This window comes from Alphaproteobacteria bacterium, from assembly GCA_041396705.1.
Taxonomy (GTDB): Bacteria; Pseudomonadota; Alphaproteobacteria; order CALKHQ01; family CALKHQ01; genus CALKHQ01.
This window is the reverse complement of the sequence record JAWKYB010000003.1, coordinates 292260-309349: the sequence shown is the minus strand read 5'-3', so window position 1 is coordinate 309349 and position 17090 is coordinate 292260. Positions and strand designations below refer to the sequence as shown.

General features: G+C 71.0%; 12 protein-coding genes and 1 pseudogene. 5 read left to right on the top strand and 8 right to left on the bottom strand.

The genetic code is table 11. The annotated features are described in order from the left end of the window. Nucleotides 1-132: 132 nt before the first annotated feature. The 3 genes from R3F55_04850 (at nucleotide 133) to R3F55_04840 (ending at nucleotide 5954) form a co-directional block, all read left to right on the top strand. Nucleotides 133-1713, top strand: coding sequence for a DNA polymerase Y family protein (locus R3F55_04850; protein ID MEZ5666757.1), 1581 nt, complete (start codon nucleotides 133-135; stop codon nucleotides 1711-1713). Between the two features lie 147 nt (nucleotides 1714-1860). Beyond that, the gene (locus R3F55_04845; protein MEZ5666756.1) at nucleotides 1861-5166 is read left to right on the top strand and encodes an error-prone DNA polymerase; all 3306 of its coding nucleotides are present in this window, start codon (nucleotides 1861-1863) and stop codon (nucleotides 5164-5166) included. A gap of 179 nt (nucleotides 5167-5345) precedes the next feature. Then, nucleotides 5346-5954: a Fe2+-dependent dioxygenase gene (locus tag R3F55_04840; GenBank protein ID MEZ5666755.1), complete on the top strand. Its 609-nt coding sequence runs from the start codon at nucleotides 5346-5348 to the stop codon at nucleotides 5952-5954. A gap of 12 nt (nucleotides 5955-5966) precedes the next feature. Here R3F55_04840 and R3F55_04835 read toward each other — a convergent pair whose 3' ends face one another. From R3F55_04835 to R3F55_04820, 4 genes are all read right to left on the bottom strand, one after another. Then, nucleotides 5967-6272, bottom strand: coding sequence for a hypothetical protein (locus R3F55_04835; GenBank protein ID MEZ5666754.1), 306 nt, complete (start codon nucleotides 6270-6272; stop codon nucleotides 5967-5969). A 143-nt stretch (nucleotides 6273-6415) separates the two neighbouring features. Then, complete coding sequence (locus R3F55_04830; protein MEZ5666753.1) at nucleotides 6416-6886, bottom strand: GNAT family N-acetyltransferase; 471 nt, start codon at nucleotides 6884-6886, stop codon at nucleotides 6416-6418. Further along, nucleotides 6883-7569, bottom strand: coding sequence for a D-lyxose/D-mannose family sugar isomerase (locus R3F55_04825; GenBank protein MEZ5666752.1), 687 nt, complete (start codon nucleotides 7567-7569; stop codon nucleotides 6883-6885). The genes R3F55_04830 and R3F55_04825 overlap by 4 nt, the downstream gene beginning before the upstream one ends. Before the next feature lie 28 nt (nucleotides 7570-7597). Then, on the bottom strand, nucleotides 7598-8878 hold the full coding sequence (locus R3F55_04820) for a DUF2330 domain-containing protein (protein MEZ5666751.1): 1281 nt from the start codon (nucleotides 8876-8878) through the stop codon (nucleotides 7598-7600). A 194-nt stretch (nucleotides 8879-9072) separates the two neighbouring features. On the opposite strand from R3F55_04820, the gene R3F55_04815 reads away from it, so the two are divergent. Then, on the top strand, nucleotides 9073-9543 hold the full coding sequence (locus R3F55_04815) for a cupin domain-containing protein (protein ID MEZ5666750.1): 471 nt from the start codon (nucleotides 9073-9075) through the stop codon (nucleotides 9541-9543). A 12-nt stretch (nucleotides 9544-9555) separates the two neighbouring features. On the opposite strand, the gene R3F55_04810 is transcribed toward R3F55_04815, so the two are convergent. From R3F55_04810 to R3F55_04795, 4 genes and pseudogenes are all read right to left on the bottom strand, one after another. After that, nucleotides 9556-11649: an ABC transporter ATP-binding protein gene (locus tag R3F55_04810; protein MEZ5666749.1), complete on the bottom strand. Its 2094-nt coding sequence runs from the start codon at nucleotides 11647-11649 to the stop codon at nucleotides 9556-9558. A gap of 5 nt (nucleotides 11650-11654) precedes the next feature. Further along, nucleotides 11655-12308 (bottom strand): annotated as a pseudogene (locus tag R3F55_04805) (ABC transporter permease). A 697-nt stretch (nucleotides 12309-13005) separates the two neighbouring features. Then, nucleotides 13006-13941 carry an ABC transporter permease gene (locus tag R3F55_04800; protein ID MEZ5666748.1) on the bottom strand — a complete coding sequence of 312 codons (936 nt, stop codon included), beginning with the start codon at nucleotides 13939-13941 and terminating at the stop codon, nucleotides 13006-13008. 209 nt (nucleotides 13942-14150) lie between these two features. Further along, complete coding sequence (locus R3F55_04795; GenBank protein MEZ5666747.1) at nucleotides 14151-15734, bottom strand: ABC transporter substrate-binding protein; 1584 nt, start codon at nucleotides 15732-15734, stop codon at nucleotides 14151-14153. Nucleotides 15735-16153: 419 nt separating this feature from the next. Here R3F55_04795 and R3F55_04790 point away from each other — a divergent pair, with 419 nt between their 5' ends. Further along, on the top strand, nucleotides 16154-17077 hold the full coding sequence (locus R3F55_04790; protein ID MEZ5666746.1) for a sugar ABC transporter substrate-binding protein: 924 nt from the start codon (nucleotides 16154-16156) through the stop codon (nucleotides 17075-17077). Nucleotides 17078-17090 lie beyond the last annotated feature (13 nt).

Below are 17090 nucleotides of genomic sequence, written 5' to 3'. Positions count from 1 at the left end.
GCAGGCGGCCTCTTGACCGGGACGAGGGCGCCTTCCGGCGCCGATGCCGGGCCCCCTCCCCACCCTCCCCCGTCCCGAGGAAGGGATTCGCGTCGTGCGCCCCCCGCTGCCGCGGCCCATCCGACGGCTCGTGTGGGCTCCGCCGCCACCCATCCGCCCGCCAAACCGGCCGCGCGCGCGGATGGCGGCGCCGGCGCGGCGTCCCACCCTGCGGCGCCGCTGGTTCTGGTCGCCGACCGGGGCAACCGGCGGCTGGTCCATGCGGCCGATGCGCGGGCGCTGGCCGAGGGCGTGGTGCCGGGGATGAGCCTGAGCGACGCCCGCGCGGTGGAGCCGGGGCTGGCGGTCCGTCAGGCCGACCCGGTGCTGGAGGCGCGCGCCCGCCGCCGGCTCGTCCGCTGGTGCTCGCGCTTCACCCCGCTGGTCGCCGACGGCGGGGCCGAGCCCGGCGGCGCGGCCGGGATCTGGCTCGACGTCACCGGCTGCGGCCACCTGTTCGGCGGCGACCGGGTACTGCTGCGCCGGCTGCTGGCGGCGCTGGCCGATCTCGGCTTCACGGCGCGCGCCGCGCTGGCGGCGACGCCGGGCGCGGCCTGGGCGCTCGCCCGCTATGGCGATCCGGCCGGCCAGCCCTTCTGCCTCGGCGCGCAGGACGATCCCGGCGCGGCGCTGGCACCGCTGCCGGTGGCGGCGCTGCGGCTGGCGCCGGAGCAGGCCGCCGATCTCGCCCGGCTCGGCCTGCGCCGGATCGGCGAACTGGCGGCCGTGCCGCGCGCCGCGCTGGCGCATCGCTTCGAGGGCCTGCTGCTGCGCCGGCTCGACCAGGCGCTGGGCCGGCTCGACGAGCCGGTCTCGCCGGCCCTGCCCGCACCGGCGCACAGCGTGCGGCTGGCGCTGGCCGAGCCGATCGGCCATGCCGAGGCGATCGCCGGCGGGCTCGAACACCTGCTCGCCGGTCTCGCCCGCAAGCTGGAGCGAGCCGGGCTCGGCGCACGCCAGCTGCTGTTCCAGGCCTACGGCGTCGACGGCCACGTCTCCGCGGTCCGGGTCGGCGCCGGCCGGCCGACCCGCGACCCGGCCCACTGGATGCGGCTGTTCCGCGACCGGCTGGAGCGGATCGACCCCGGCTTCGGGCTGGACGCCCTGCGCCTGTCGGCGCTGGCGGTGGAACCCTTCGTGGTGCGGCAGGCGGGGCTCGGCGGCAGCCTCGGCCCGGCCCTGCTGGCCGGCGCGCGCGCCGGCTTCGACCCCGCGGTGGAGGCGCTGGTCGACCGGCTGGCCAACCGGCTGGGCGGGGAGCGCGTGTTCCGCTGGGTGCCGCGCGAGAGCCACTGGCCCGAGCGGGCGGCCGCGCGCCGGCCGGCGGCGGCGATCCCGGCACGGCCGAGCGCCTGGCCGGCGATGGCGGCCCTGCGCGCCTCGCGCCCGCTCCGCCTGCTGCGCCGGCCCGAGCCCGTCGCGGCGCTGGCGCCGAGCCCGGCCGACCCGCCGGTCCGCCTGTCCTGGCGCCGGCAGAGCCTGGCGGTGGTCCGTGCCGAGGGGCCGGAACGGATCGTGCCCGAGTGGTGGCGCGCGCCGCTGGAGCCGGGCGAGGACGCCGTGCGCGACTACTACCGGGTCGAGCTCGCCGACGGCCGCCGGCTCTGGCTCGCCCGCGCCCCCTCGCCGACCGCGCCGGAGACCCGCTGGTATGTCCACGGCGTCTTCGACTAGGCCGCCCGGCGCCGCAGCCCGGATGGAGCGCAGCGCAATCCGGGAACGGAGAGCGCTTACGGGGATGACGCGGATTTCGCGCCGCTCCATCCCGGCTGCGCATCCCCGCAGCGCCGCAGGCTGTTCCCCGTTGGCCGGAAGACGACCATGACCGCCTATGCCGAGCTGCAGGTCACCACCAACTTCACCTTCCTGCGCGGGGCGTCGCACGCGCATGAGCTGGTGGAGACCGCGGCGGCGCTGGGGCTGGCGGCGATCGCCGTCACCGACCGCAACACGCTGGCCGGCGCGGTGCGCATGCACACGGCGGCCAAGGCGGCCGGCATCCGGCTGGTGGTCGGCGCGCGGCTGGACTTCACCTGCGGCAATGCCGTGCTCGCCTACCCCACCGACAAGTCGGCCTATGCCCGGCTATCGCGCCTGATCACGCTGGGCCGCCGCCGCGCGCCGAAGGGCGAATGCCACCTGACGCCGACCGACCTGGCCGAGCACGGCGAGGGGCTGGAGATCGTGCTGCTGCTGCCGGAAGCGGTGGACGCGGCCTGGCGCGACCATGCCGCCGGACTCGCCCGCGCCTTCGGCCGCCGCTGCCACCTCGCCGCCCAGGCGCACATGACGGGCCGCGACGCCGGCCGGCTGGCGCGCATGGCGGCGCTGGCCGACGCGCTCGACGTGCCGCTGGTCGCCACCAACGACGTGCTCTACCACCGGCCCGAGCGCAAGGCGCTGGCCGATGCGCTGACCTGCATCCGCGAGAAATGCACCGTCGACGACGCCGGCTGGCGGCTGGAGGCCAATGCCGAGCGCTACCTGAAGGCCGGCGAGGCGATGGCCGACCTGTTTGCGCGCTACCCCGAGGCCCTGGCCAACGCCTGCGCGCTGGCCGGGCGCTGCCGGTTCAGCCTGGACGAGCTGCGCTACGAATACCCGCACGAGGTGATGGCCGGCCATCCCACCCCGCAGGCGGCGCTGGAGGCGCTGACCGCGCAGGGCGCCGCCTGGCGCTTCCCGCGCGGCGTGCCCGACAAGGTGCGCGCCCAGCTCGACCACGAGCTGGCGCTGATCGGCCAGCTCAACTACGCCGCCTATTTCCTGACCGTCTACGACATCGTCCGCTTCGCCCGCGAACAGAACATCCTGTGCCAGGGCCGCGGCTCCGCCGCCAACTCGGCGGTGTGCTACTGCCTCGGCATCACCGCGGTCGACCCGACCGCGGTCGACCTGCTGTTCGAACGCTTCATCTCCGCCGCCCGCAACGAGCCGCCGGACATCGACGTCGACTTCGAGCACGAGCGGCGCGAGGAGGTGATCCAGTACATCTACGCCAAATACGGCCGCCACCGCGCCGGGCTGACCGCCACCGTGATCAGCTATCGCGCGCGCAGCGCGGTGCGCGAGATCGGCAAGGCGATGGGGCTTTCCGAGGATGCGGTCTCGGCGCTGGCCGGCCAGATCTGGGGCTGGAGCTCGGAGGGGGTCGAGGAGGAGCGGGTGCGCGAGGCCGGCCTCGACCCCGGCGCGCCGCGGGTGGCGATGACCCTGGAGCTGACCGGCCAGCTGATCGGCTTCCCCCGCCATCTCAGCCAGCATGTCGGCGGCTTCATCATCGCCCGCGACCGGCTCGACGACATCGTGCCGATCGAGAATGCGGCGATGGACGACCGCACCGTCGTCGAGTGGGACAAGGACGACATCGACGCGCTCGGCATCCTCAAGGTCGACGTGCTGGCGCTGGGCATGCTGACCTGCCTGCGCAAGGGCTTCGCCCTGCTCGCCGACCACCACGGCGTCGCCATCCCGGACATCGCCGCGGTGCCGACCGAGGACCCCCGCGTCTACGACATGCTGTGCGCGGGCGACAGCATCGGCGTGTTCCAGGTCGAAAGCCGGGCGCAGATGAACTTCCTGCCGCGGATGAAGCCGCGCACCTTCTACGACCTGGTGATCGAGGTGGCGATCATCCGGCCCGGGCCGATCCAGGGCGACATGGTCCACCCCTATCTGCGCCGCCGCAACGGCGAGGAGACGGTGACCTACCCCTCGGCGGCGCTGGAGGCGGTGCTGGGCAAGACGCTGGGCGTGCCGCTGTTCCAGGAGCAGGCGATGAAGATCGCCATCGTCGGCGCCGGCTTCACGCCGGAGGAGGCCGACCAGCTGCGGCGCGCGATGGCCACCTTCCGCAAGACCGGCACCATCCACCACTTCTACCGCAAGATGACCGAAGGCATGATCGCCAACGGCTACGACGCCGATTTCGCCGAGCGTTGCTTCCGCCAGATCGAGGGCTTCGGCGAGTACGGCTTCCCGGAGAGCCACGCGGCCAGCTTCGCCCTGCTCGCCTATGTGTCGTCGTGGCTGAAATGCTACTACCCGGCCGCCTTCGCCTGCGCGCTGCTGAACAGCCAGCCGATGGGTTTCTACGCCCCGGCCCAGATCGTGCGCGATGCCGCCAACCACGGCGTCGAGGTGCTGCCGGCCGACGTCAACATGTCGCGCTGGGACTACACGCTGGAGCACGGCGCCGGCGGCGCGATGGCGCTGCGGATCGGGCTGCGCCAGATCAAGGGGCTGCGCGAGGACGAGGTGGAGCGCCTGGTCGCCGTCCGCGGCAACGGCTATCCGGACCCGGCGGCGCTGTGGCGGCGTGCCGCCCTGCAGCCGCGCAGCCTGGCCATCCTCGCCCGTGCCGACGCCTGTCGCTCGATGGGGCTCTCGCGACGGCAGGCGCTGTGGGCCGTGCGCGGGCTCGGCCAGGCCAGGGAGGCGCCGCTGCCGCTGTTCGCCCATGCCGAGGCGCCGGAGCGCGGGGCGGAACCGGCGACGCCGCTGCCGGAGATGCCGCTGGGCGAGGAGGTGGTTGAGGACTACACCGCGCTGAGGATGACCCTGCGCGACCATCCGCTGAAGTTGCTGCGCGGCGAGATGGCCGCGGCCGGGGTGACGCCCAATGCCGAGCTGCTGCACGTCGACGACGGCCGCTGGGTCACCGTCGCCGGGCTGGTGCTGGTGCGCCAGCGGCCCGGCACAGCCAGCGGCGTCATCTTCATCACCATCGAGGACGAGACCGGCTGGGCGAACGTCATCGTCTGGCCCGACGCCTTCACCCGCTACCGCAAGACGGTGATGCGCAGCCGGCTGCTGCTGGTGCGCGGCCGCATGCAGCGCGAGGACAGCGTGATCCACATCATCTCGTCGCGGCTGGAGGACCTGTCGCCATCGCTGGACCGGCTGTCGGAACTGCGGGCGCCGGTGCCGGTCCCGCTCGATCGCGCCGACGAGGTGCGCCGGCCGAATCCGGCCGATCCGCGCGGCGGCAGGGCGGGACGGCCGGCTGCCCGCCTGGCGCCGACCGGCGCGGGAGACGGCACGCCTGCCATCCCCCGCGCCACACCGCGCCCGGCCCATCCCCGCGACCAGGCGCGACTGCTGTTCCCGTCCCGCGACTTCCACTGACGCCGTCGCCGCGCCGGCATCCGCCGGGACGCCGCATCGGCGCCGGCCCGCCGTGGGGAAAGCCGCCTGCGGCCAACCGTCGGGTCGCGCCGGCAAGTGCTAGTTAGCGCCTCGCGTCCTTGATTGCAAATAATTCGCATTCGCGATAGACCAGAACCATGACCACCCTGCTCCGATCCGTGCTCGATGCCGACGCCCTTGCCGCCGTCCGCTGCGCCGTCGCCGCGCCGAACCGCGGCAGCGAAGCGACATGCGGTTGCGGGTTGCATGGCGCCGGCGACGCGGCCGAGCGCCGGATCGCGAGCGCCCTGATGGGCCATGCCGGCTTCTTCCGGGCCGCCCTTCCCCGCCGGATCCTGCGACTGACGATCAGCCGGCACACGGGCGGCATGGGCCAGGGCCGCCACGTCGTCGCGGCGAGCGCCGATGCGCACCGCGTCGACCTCGGCTTCACGCTGTTTCTCAGCGACCCTCTGGACTACGACCGCGGCGAACTGATCGTCGAATCGAACGCGGGCTGGGAGAGCCACAAGCACGCCGCCGGCGACCTGCTGCTCTATCCGGCCCGCTACGTCCACTCGGTGGCGCCGGTGACCAGGGGCACTCGGCTGGTCGCCGTCGGCTGGGTCGAGAGCCTGACGCCGAGCGCCGAGCGGCGCGAGGTCCTCGGCGACCTCGACGCCGCGTTATCCCTGCTCGACGAGTCGTGCGGTCGCACCGATGCGCGCCTGCGCATCGAGAACGCCCGTGCCAACCTGGTACGGCTCTGGCTCGGCGGCGGCGCGTAGGGCGGCCCCCGCCTACTCGCAGACGCCTTCTTCGATCTCGATGTCGAAAACGCGCGGACCGACGATCTGCTCGTCGGCCGGCCGGTCGACGATCCGCACCTCGACCGAGCAGGAGCCGGCAGCGACCCGATAGAGATCGGTACCGACATACTCGATGCTGTCGATCGGTTGGTGTTGCAGCTGGTCGAGCACGTCCATGCTGTTGATGATGGCATCCAGTTCACGGGCGCGCTGGTGTTCCGGCGGCAAGGCGGCCTGGGCGGCCTGGGCGCACAGGATCAGGGCGAGCGGCAGCGCCGCCTTCGTCAGGTTTCGCATGGGAATCTCCGGAAATGTGAGAGTGTCTCTGGCCGGGCAGGCCGGCGCATTGTGCGAATGATCGCACCGTCGCGCGGCATTTCCATGGCTCCGGCGCGGAACATTCCGGCAGCCGGGAGGCGCCGGCGTGGCCGCCGCCCGGTTCAGAGCGCGTAGGCCAAGACCGGCAGCATCCGGCCCGCAATCGAGGCCGACTCGGATTCGCCGATCCGGACCGCGCCCATCCTTTCGTAGAAGCCGACCGCGTGGGGGTCGGCCTGGATCGCCAGCCTGAGGTATCCGCGCTGGCGCGCTTCGGCCGCCAGTCGCGCGAACAGCAGCCTGCCGAAACCGCGGCGCAGCGCGCCGGGGGCAACGAACATGAAGGCGATCTCGGCCGTGCCGTCGGCCTCGCCGATCGCGCCGACGGCGAGCGGACGGTCGTCGTCTCCGGCGACGACGAACACCGGCAGGTCGCGGATGGCGGCCGGCGTGATCGTCAGCTCGGCAGCGAAGCGGGCCAGCATGGCGGCTGGATAGCCCCACACCGCCTTCGACGCCCGCGCCAGCGCGGTCAGGGCTGCGGCCTCGTCGGGGCGGGCCCGGCGTACCCGCGACCCGCCGGGACCGGTCACGCCCGCCAGTAGCGCCCGTAGTCCTGCACCAGCAGGCGGCGCGGCGCCTCGTCCTCGTCGATCTCCGGGAACCGGCCGACCGGCTGCAGGAACCGATTGTCGGCGTGGTCGTCGTTGACCACCGACACCTCGCCGAACATCACCTCCCCTTCCGGCGCCCACAGCGCGTGGTAGCAGCCCGGAAGCAGCGTGATGCTCTCGCCGGCGCGCAGCACCACCGTGTCGCCCGCCTTCACCGTGCGGCGGACTCCGTCCATGCTGACCGTTACCGGCTGGTCGCTGGGCCGGCCGTCGCCGTCCGCCTCCTGCAGCGTGATCGCCAGCGGGGCGGTGCCGCGGTTGATGATGTCCTCGACCTTCACGAAGTGGTGGTGCATCGGGCAGCGCTGGTCCTGGCGCATCACCGCGATCTTCTCGCAATAGGTCTTGCCGGTGCCGGACTTGACGTTGGCCACCGAGCCGTTGCGCAGCGTGAACAGGGCGAGGCCGCATTGACCGAAGTCGCCGGTGCCGAAGTCGGTGATGTCCCAGCCGAGCTGGTTGTCGACGATCTCGCGCGCTTCCTCGCCCATGCCGGCCCAGTCGTCCGGACCCCAGGCGGCGAACGGCGGCAGGAAGAAGCGCTGCTCGCGCAGGAAATCCTCGGCCTCGGCCAGGATCGCATTGATCTCGGATCGTTTCATGATTCCTCCCCAGGAAAATGTGCGCGGCTCAGAACGCCTGGCCGGTCTGTGCCATCCGCTGGCGGATGGTATCGAAGTCCCACCCGGTCAGGCGGGTCAGATTCTCGGCCTCGTCGCGGAAGCGGTCCGGCAGGTTGTCGAGATAGGCCTCGGCCTCGGGGCAGGTCGCCTCGCCCGACCAGGGATGGTTCAGGATATAGCGGCCCTGGAAGTTCTCGCGGTTGTCGGTCTCGCGGAACATCAGGTCCTCGGGGAACGCCTCGGCGGTGTAACGCAGATGCAGGCGGGTGACGTGGACGTCCGGCGCGGCACCGTCGCCGCCGGCCAGCCAGTCGACGCCGAGCGCGGCCAGCTCCGCGTCGGAGAGCGGATCGGCGGCGCAGGGGTCGCACCAGCTCATGTCCCACGCATATTCCAGGAACACCGCACGCATGTCGGCATTCTCGACCTGCAGGTCGAACAGGGCCTTGTAGAAGTCGGCGAACTCGTCCTCGATGTAGAGCGGCACGCCCACTCCCGCCGGCAACTCGTGCACCGGGTAGTTCGCGGTCTCGACCCGGCCGCGCCGGCTGAGCGCGAACACGAACAGCTCCTGCGGGCCGGCTGCGTTGATCATGCCCAGGTGGATCGGCAGCATGAAGGCCGGCGAGCGGAACGAGATCTGCAGCGGGCGCAGGTAGCTGAAGCCGAGGCTGGTCTGCTGCTTCAGGTTGACCCGGGCGACGAAGAACTTCATGCCGGCCTCCAGATAGCGGCGCAGCACCGGCTCGGCCCGCTGCGGCACCTGGTAGCCGTTGGCCGACAGCCAGAGCTGCAGGCCCGCGCTCTCGTCGGCCGACAGGATCAGGATGTCGTACTCGCCGACGGTGTATTGCGCCTCGATGGTCACGCCCAGCGAGTTGGCGCGCAGTTCCGGCTGCGGCGCGGAGTCGGTGAGCAGCGGCGCGGCGGTGGGCATCGGGATGTTGCAGGGATCGAAGTCGTGATACTCGACCAGCCGCGGCGCGGTATAGGCGTCGAGATGATCGATCACCGCCGGCTCGGCGACGTCGATCTGGTCGCGGTCCAGCACGGACGGCACCGGGATGACGATCGCGAACTCGGTCAGCTCGCCCTGATAGTCGTTGGCCATGGTGATCGTGGTGCGGTCGCCGTCGCGGACCAGCACCACCTTGGAGGCCTGGTTGAACAGGCTGGTGCCGGCCTGCGCCACGTAGAATCCGCAGAACGCGGCGGCCGATGCGACCGGCAGCGCGAGCGCGGCGGCGCAGCCGAGCGCGGCGAGGGAAAGGCGAAGCCGGGTCCTCATTCCATTCTCCCTGTCTGCCGGCCGGGGACGGGCGCGTGCGCCGGCATCGATCGCCATTGTTGCATGCCCGGTGCCGGCGCGCACATTAGAACCGTGCGGCGGCCCGGGCGCCGGCCTCCGCCGCGACGCGCCCGGCCGGTCGGCCGCGCCCGCGGCCGGAAAAACACACGAGAAAATCGGGGGAATGGACTGACATGACGAAGAAAATCGCGATTGCGGCGGCCGATGTGGCGGTGCGGCTCGGCGCCGGCTATCCGGCGCCGTTCGACCAGCCCTGCCTGGGCAAGGCGAAGGCGAAGCTGGGCGACGAGTTCGGCCTCAACGACTTCGGCGTCAACCTGGTGACGCTGCCGCCGGCGACCTGGTCGTCGCAGCGGCACTGGCACACGCAGGAGGACGAGTTCGTCTATGTCCTGTCGGGCACACCGACGCTGGTGACCAACGACGGCGAGACGCCGTTGGCGCCGGGCATGTGCGCCGGATTCAAGGCGGGCGAGGCCAACGGGCACCATCTGGTCAACCGCACCGACCAGCCGGTCGTCTTCCTGGACATCGGCAGCCGCAAGGCCGACGACGACGCCCATTATTCCGACATCGATCTGGACCTGCCGCAGCGCAACGCCGGCGGCACCTTCCGGCGCAAGGACGGAACGCCCTACGCGTGAACGGCCGGCGGGCTATTCCGCCGCCAGGTCCGGCTCGCCGGCGACGGTGAAGACCGGCGCCACCGCGCGCAGGTCGTCCAACGGGATGTGGCAGGCGATCCGATGCCCTGCCGCCGCCTCCTGCACCGGCGGCGGCGTGGTATCGCAGACGGCGCCGATCTTGCGCGGGCAGCGGCTGGCGAACGGGCAGCCCTTCGGCGGATCCAGCGGGCTGGGCAGCGCGCCCTCGAGGATGATGCGGCGCTTGTCGACGTGGGTATCGGCCACCGGCGCGGCGGCCAGCAGCGCCTCGGTATAGGGGTGGTAGGGCGGCTCGAAGATCTGCTGCGCCGCACCCTGCTCCATGATCCGGCCCAGGTACATCACCACGATGCGGTCGGCCAGGTAGCGGACGACGCCGAGATCGTGGCTGATGAACAGCAGCGTGGTCCGGTTGCGCCGCTGCAGGTCGAGCAGCAGCCCGGTCACCGCGGCCGCGACCGAGACGTCGAGGGCCGAGACCGGCTCGTCGGCGATCACCGTCTTCGGCTCGCCGGCAAATGCCCGCGCGATACCGACGCGCTGCTTCTGGCCGCCGCTGAGCTGGCGCGGCCGGCGCCGGGCGAAGTCGCGCGGCAGCTTGACCAGGTCGAGCAGGTCGAGCATGCGGCCGCGCACCTTGCCGGGATCCCGCTCGATGCCGAATTTGCGGATCACCCGGGCGATCTGGGCGCCGACTGTCTGGCTCGGGTTCAGCGTGTCGAACGGGTTCTGGAACACCATCTGCAGATCGCTGATCTGCTGCGAGGAGCGGTTCTGCACTTCGGTCTGCGCGATGTCCTCGCCCATGAACACCAGCTTGCCGTCGGTCGCGGTCTCCAGCCCGGTCAGCACCTTGGCGAAGGTCGACTTGCCACAGCCGGACTCGCCCACGATCGCGACCGTCTCGCCCTGGTGGGCGGTGAAGGTCAGGTCCTCGTTCGCCTTGATCGTGCGCACGGCGCCGCCGCCAACCACCGCGGCCATGCCGGCCTCGCCGACCGCATAGTGCTTGCTCAGCGCCTGCACCTGCAGCACCGGCGGGCCCGGGTCGACCGGCTCGAACGCCACCGCCTCGCCCTGGCCGGCAGTCCAGTCGATCTCCTGCCAGCGCAGGCAGCGCACGGCGTGGCTGCCGCCGGCGCGCTCCATGTCGATTGGCCGGGCATCGCAGCGGCCGGCCTCGAAGTGGTCGCAACGCGGCCCGAAGAAGCAGCCCGGCGGCCGCTGGTGCGGCAGCGGCAGGTTGCCCCGGATCGGGGTCAGCGGACGGGCGAAGCGGTCGGCGCTGGGCAGCGCGATGCAGCGGAACAGGCCGCGGGTATAGGGGTGCAGCGAGCGGTCGAACACGGCGCCGATGCTGCCGGTTTCCACCGCCTGGCCGGAGTACATCACGCACAGCCGGTCGCAGGTCTCCCGGATCAGGCCCAGGTTGTGCGAGATGTAGAGCATGCCGGTGCCGAAGCGCTCGCTGATCTCGGCGATCAGCTCGACGATGCCGGCCTCGACCGTGACGTCGAGCGCGGTGGTCGGCTCGTCGAGCAGCAGCAGCGACGGGTTGGACAGCAGCGCCATCGCGATCACCACGCGTTGCTGCTGGCCGCCGGAGATCTGGTGCGGATAGGCATCCATCACCCGGTCGGGGTCGGGCAGGCGCACGTCGGCCAGCATGCGGCGCGCGCGATCCCGCGCTTCCGCCCGTCCGATCCGCTCGTGAAAGATCGGTACTTCAACAAGCTGTTCGCCGATCTTCATCGATGGGTTCAGGCTCGCCATCGGCTCCTGATAGACCATCGCGATCTCGGCCCCGCGCAGCTGGCGCAGCTCTTCCTCCGACATCGCCAGCATGTCGCGGCCCTTGAAGCGCAGCGACCCGCCGACGATGCGGCCGGCCTTGCCGAGATAGCGCATCACCGCCATCGCCACGGTCGACTTGCCGCAGCCGGACTCGCCGACCAGACCGACGGCCTCGCCGGCGTCCAGCGTCAGGCTGAAGTCGATCACCGCCGGGATCTCTCCGGCCCGGGTGAAATAGGAGATGCAGAGATTCTCGATCTCCAGCAGCGGCGGTCCCGTCCGTTCGGCCATTCCGCTCAATCCTTCAACGAGACTTCACGCAGGCCGTCGGCCAGCAGGTTGAGGCCGAGCACCAGCGAGGAGATGGCCAGGCACGGGAACAGCGCGGTGTGCATGTTGCTGAGCGCGCCGTTCTCGCGGGCGGCATTGACCATGCCCCCCCAGTCCGGGTCCGGCGGCGGCAGGCCGAGGCCGAGGAAGCCGAGCACGCCGATGGTGATGGTGACATAGCCGAGCCGCAGGCAGGCATCGACGATCAGCGGGCCGCGTGCGTTCGGCAGCAGCTCGACCAGCATGATGTACCAGGCGCTTTCGCCCCGGGTCTGGGCGGCGGCGATGTATTCGCGGTTGCGCAGGTCGAGGGTCAGCCCGCGCACGATGCGCATGATGCCGGGCGCGCTGGCGAAGGTGACGGCGATGACGATGTTGATGCCGGAGGCGCCGATCAGGCTGATGGTGATGATGTAGAGGACCAGCACCGGGAAGGCGAGGATGACGTTGGCGACGAAGCTGAGCGCCGTGTCCATGAAGCCGCGATAATAGCCGGCGGCGAGGCCGAGCAGGATGCCGACGACATAGGCGCAGAAGGTGGCGAGCGGCGCGTAGATCAGCACGGTGCGCGAGCCGTGGATGATGCGCGAGAGGATGTCGCGGCCCAGGTGGTCGGTGCCGAAGGCGAACCAGATCGGCAGGCCCTGGGTCAGGTCGACGGCGATGGAGGCCGGCCCCTGCTCCGCCTCGTCCGGCTGCGGAGTCTGGCCGTATGCGTTGCTGTAGTCCTGTTGCTGACCCTGCTGCTGACCCTGCTGCTGACCCTGCTGCTGCCCATAGGCGGCATAGGGGTCCGGTTCCGCCTGCTCCGCCGTGCGCGCCGCCAGCGCGGCGTCGATGTCGACCGTGACGCTGCCGGCGCTGACCGGGCCGTCCGCGTCGCGGGCGGCCAGCGTCAGCGTCACGGTGCCGCCGGCGCCCTCAGGCAGCGTCAGCGTCGCCGCGGCGGCGTCGCGTCCCGGCACGATCCAGCCGCCGTCCGCGGCGGCGCCTTGCGACAGCGCATAGCCCGCCGGCAGTCCGTCGACGCGCACCTGCAGGCTGTCGTAGGCGCCAGGGCTGATCGGCGCGCTGGAGAACACGTCGACAAACCGACTGCTGACGCTGGCATTCGGGTCGTAGGGCGCGATCAGGTCGGCAAGGCAGGCGACGACGATCCAGAAGCCGATGATCGCGACGCCGACCAGCCCGACCCGGGATTCGCGGATTAGCGCGACCTGCGCCCACAGCCGGGCCAGCGCCCGCCGGCCGCTGCCCCCGGGCCGGGCCACGGTGCCGTCGGACAGGCGATGCTCCTGCGTGGTCATGGCGCGGCCCTCATCCGAACCGGATCCGCGGGTTGAGGAACCCGTAGCCGATGTCGGAAATGGTCTGGGTCGCCACCGCGACCAGCACGGCAACCATGGTGCAGGCCTGGATCACGTAGAGGTCGTCGTTCTTCGCCGCCTCGAACAGCAGGTAGCCGAAGCCCTTGTAGGCGAAGGCGACCTCGACCACGATCACGCCCGACAGCAGCCAGTTGAACTGCAGCATGATCACCGTGAACGGCGGGATCAGCGCGTTCCTGAGCGCGTGCTTGATGATGATGCGATTGCGCGGCAGCCCCTTCAGCACCGCGGTGCGGATGTAGTGGGTGGTCATCACCTCGGCCATCGAGGCCCGCGTCATCCGCGCCACATAGCCGAAGTCGTAGAGGATCAGCACCAGTGCCGGCAGCACCAGCTCGCGCGCGCTGATGCCGTCGGCCATGCTGGTGGTGCCCGGCAGCACGTTGTCGAGCGCGACCGCGAAGATCGCGATCAGGAACATCGCGCTGGCGAATTCCGGGATCGACGTGGTGACGATCGCGGTCACCGAGATCGCCCGGTCGCGCACCGAGCCCTCGCGCATGCCGGCGAGGACACCGAGAGCCAGCGACAGCGGGATGATCACCGCCATCGCCACGGCGCCGAGCAGCGCGGTGTTGCCCAGGCGCGGCCACAGCACCTCGTTGACCGGCCGCTTGAACTGGACCGATTCGCCGAAGTCGCCGACCAGCGCCCCGCCCAGCCAGCGCAGGTAGCGCTGCCACAGCGGGTCGAAATAGCCGTTGTTCTCGAGCCAGATCTGCCGCTGCTCCAGCGACGAGTATGGCCCGAGAACCTTCAACGCGACCTGGTCGACCCGCAGTTCGAAGATCAGGAACAGCAGGATCGAGACCACCAGCATGGTCAGCAGGGTCAGGCCGATGCGGCGGACGATCAGCGCGATCATCGCATCGACCGAGCCCGCCGCGGTGCCGGCCGGGCCGTGCCCGGCCCCGCGTGCAACCCGAATGCATGGCGGCGGGGCCCGCGTCCTGCCGGGCCGCTCCGGCGGCGCGCCGCGGCGCCGCCGGCGTTCGCCGCTTGCGCGGCGGCGGTCACGCGCCCAGCCAGACCTTGTTGAACTGGTGGTAGAAGGTCGGGTGGCAGCGCCGCCCATCACCCGCCGGTTGGCGGCGGTGAACACCGCGCGCCACAGCGGCTGGGCGACCACCGCGTCGTTCTGCAGGATGGTCTCGACCGCTTCCATCTGCCTGGCCCGCTCCAGCGGGTCGACGATGCCGTTGGCGACGTCGAGCGCCGCATCGAACTCCGGATTGGCATAGGCGCTCTGTTCCAGGCCTCGCCGCTGCGATAGGCCAGGTTCAGCACCATCACGCCGAGCGGGCGGTGGGTCCAGGCGGTGAAGCCGAACGGGGTCTTGTCCCAGATCTCCCAGAACTGCGAGTCCGGCATCACGTTCAGCGTCAGGTTGATGCCGGCCGGCTCCAGCATCTCCTTGAACGCCTGCATGGTGTTGGATTCCCAGCTGGGCGCGTTGCGCACGTCGATGGTGATGTTGAGGCCGTCGCCATGGCCGGCCTCGGCCAACAGCGCCCGGGCCCGGTCGTAATCCTGGCGCAGCCGAGGCAGCGCGAAATACTCCGGGTGGATCGGGCAGACATGATGGTTCTCGGCCGGCGCGCCGCGGCCCTGGTAGCCGACGTCGAGCAGGCGGGCGTGATCCATGCAGGCGACGACGGCCTGGCGCACGCGCACGTCGTCGAACGGCGCCTCGGTCACCCGCATCCGCGCGACGCCGGTCTGGGCGGTGATCGCCTGCAGCACCTCCAGGTCGGCGTGTTCCTCGACGATGGCGATCTCGTCGATGCCGATCTCGTAGACCGTGTCGACCTCGCCGGCGAGCAGCGCCTGCACGGTCGGCCCGGTGCCCTCGCCGAAATCGGAATAGACGATCTCGTCGAGATAGACCTCGTCGCCCCAGTAGTCGGCCGGGTTGCGCTTGCGCAGGCGGCAGATGCCGCCGACCGCGAACTCGGCCAGCTCGAACGGCCCGGTGCCGATCGGGTTCGCCTCCAGGTCGGCGCCCATCTCGTCGAAGCTGCGGTGCACGATCGCGGTCGGGTAGTTGTACAGGTTCTCCGGCACCGCCAGCAGCGGCTTGTCGAGGTGCAGCACAACGGTGTGCGGGTCGGCGACCTCGATGCCGGATTCAGGCAGCGGCGAGAACAGCGCCGCGTTCGACGAGCCGGTCTCCGGGTCGATCCAGCGGCGGAAGTTGTGGGCCACGTCCTCGGCGACGAAGTCGTCGCCGTTGTTCCATTTCACCCCCTGGCGCAGGTTCAGCGTCCAGGTCTTCAGGTCCTCGGACGGCTGCCAGCTCTCCAGCAGATAGGGGGTGGTGACGTTGTTCTCGTCGGTGTGGGCGAGATATTCGAGAATGTGGCGCGCCTGGTTCGACTTCTCGGTCCAGTCGAACACCGCCGGGTCCTTCATCTCCTGCACCCGCATGCCGACGCGCAGGCTGCCGCCCATCTGCGGCGTGCCGTCCTGCGCCTGCGCCTTGCCGGCGATGCCGGTGCCGGAGAGCTCGCCCGCCAGCGCATAGGCCGCGCCGGCGCTCATGCCGAGCAGCGTCGCGGTCCGAACGAATTCCCGCCGGCCGATCTCTTCCCGTCGCAGCTGCTCGGCAACTTCCGGAAGCGCGGGATGGGCAGATTTCCACCAGGGTTTCTCAGACATCGACGTCTCCTGTTTTGAGGACTCGTATGGGGCTTGTCTGCGAGTTCATGGAGGGGCGATAGCATCCCGATGTTATTCGCCCGATCCGGAAAGAACTCGTCTCTGTCACGCTTGTCGTTCTTTTTTGCTGATCGGGGTGGGTTCGAGCGAGGGATTTGGCACGGGCGCCTCGTCTCGCCAGGGGGGATTATTTCGAGCCGAACCCGATCTGTCAAACCGCGACCGTGACCGCATCGCGATGCGGGTGCGGCGGTGCGGGGCGGCGGCCGGCATCCGCACCCGCTTGTCTTACGCTTCGCGGCAAGCCAAAAATGGGGTTTACAAGCCGGCCAGATTGCTGACAGTTCCGGCCGCGACCGGGCACGGAACGTCCCGATCGAACGCCACAACAACCACCGACTGCAATGGGAGGTAGTCTGATGAAGCTCTCGATGAGGCTGTGCGCCGCGACGGCGCTGAGTGTCGCATTCGCCGGTGCGGCGGCCGCCGAAAACTATATCGTGATCACCCACACCGCCGGCACCGATCCGTTCTGGCCTGTGGTGCAGCGCGGGGCCGAGGATGCCGCGGCCGCGGTCGGCGCGACGATGGAATACCGCCACCCGTCGGCCGGCGACCTGGTCGAGATGGGCCAGATCGTCGAGGCCGCGACCGCGCAGAACCCCGACGGCATCGTCGTTTCGATCCCGGACGCCGACATCCTCGGCGGCCCGATCAAGGCGGCCGTCGCCGCCGGCATCCCGGTGGTCTCGATCAACTCCGGCGCCGACGTCGCGGCCTCGCTGGGCGTGCTGATGCATGTCGGCCAGCCGGAATACGAGGCGGGCTCCGCCGGCGGTGCGCGCGCCAAGGCCGAGGGCGTCACCCATGGCCTGTGCCTGAACCAAGAGGCGTTCAACGTCGCCCTGGAGCAGCGCTGCCAGGGCTATGCCGACGGCCTGGGCGAAGAGCTGAACATGATCGACGTGACCAACGATCCGGCCGAGATCAAGGCCCGCACCGCGGCGGCCGTGTCGTCGGACGAGACCATCGACGGCCTGCTGGCCGCCGGCCCGCATGTGTGCGAGGCCGCCCGCGCCGCGCTGCAGGAACTCGGCCTGGCCGGGCAGGTCCACCTGGGCTGCTTCGACCTGACTCCGGGCGTGGTCGAGGGCATCGAGGCCGGCGACGTCGCCTTCGCCATCGACCAGCAGCAGTATCTGCAGGGCTACCTGCCGATCATCGTGCTCGACCTCTACAACAAGTACGGCCTGCTGCCCGGCGCCGACATCCCGTCGGGCCCCGGCTTCGTGACCAAGGACAACGCGTCCATGGTCATGGATCTGGCCGGCACCTACCGCTGACGCACGCGTCGCG

Coding starts and splice junctions, on each gene's coding strand:
- R3F55_04845 (MEZ5666756.1), top strand. CDS start 1,861: ATGACCGCCTATGCCGAGCTGCAGGTCACCACCAACTTCACCTTCCTG.
- R3F55_04835 (MEZ5666754.1), bottom strand. CDS start 6,272: ATGCGAAACCTGACGAAGGCGGCGCTGCCGCTCGCCCTGATCCTGTGC.
- R3F55_04825 (MEZ5666752.1), bottom strand. CDS start 7,569: ATGAAACGATCCGAGATCAATGCGATCCTGGCCGAGGCCGAGGATTTC.
- R3F55_04820 (MEZ5666751.1), bottom strand. CDS start 8,878: ATGAGGACCCGGCTTCGCCTTTCCCTCGCCGCGCTCGGCTGCGCCGCC.
- R3F55_04815 (MEZ5666750.1), top strand. CDS start 9,073: ATGACGAAGAAAATCGCGATTGCGGCGGCCGATGTGGCGGTGCGGCTC.
- R3F55_04810 (MEZ5666749.1), bottom strand. CDS start 11,649: ATGGCCGAACGGACGGGACCGCCGCTGCTGGAGATCGAGAATCTCTGC.
- R3F55_04800 (MEZ5666748.1), bottom strand. CDS start 13,941: ATGATCGCGCTGATCGTCCGCCGCATCGGCCTGACCCTGCTGACCATG.
- R3F55_04795 (MEZ5666747.1), bottom strand. CDS start 15,734: ATGTCTGAGAAACCCTGGTGGAAATCTGCCCATCCCGCGCTTCCGGAA.
- R3F55_04790 (MEZ5666746.1), top strand. CDS start 16,154: ATGAAGCTCTCGATGAGGCTGTGCGCCGCGACGGCGCTGAGTGTCGCA.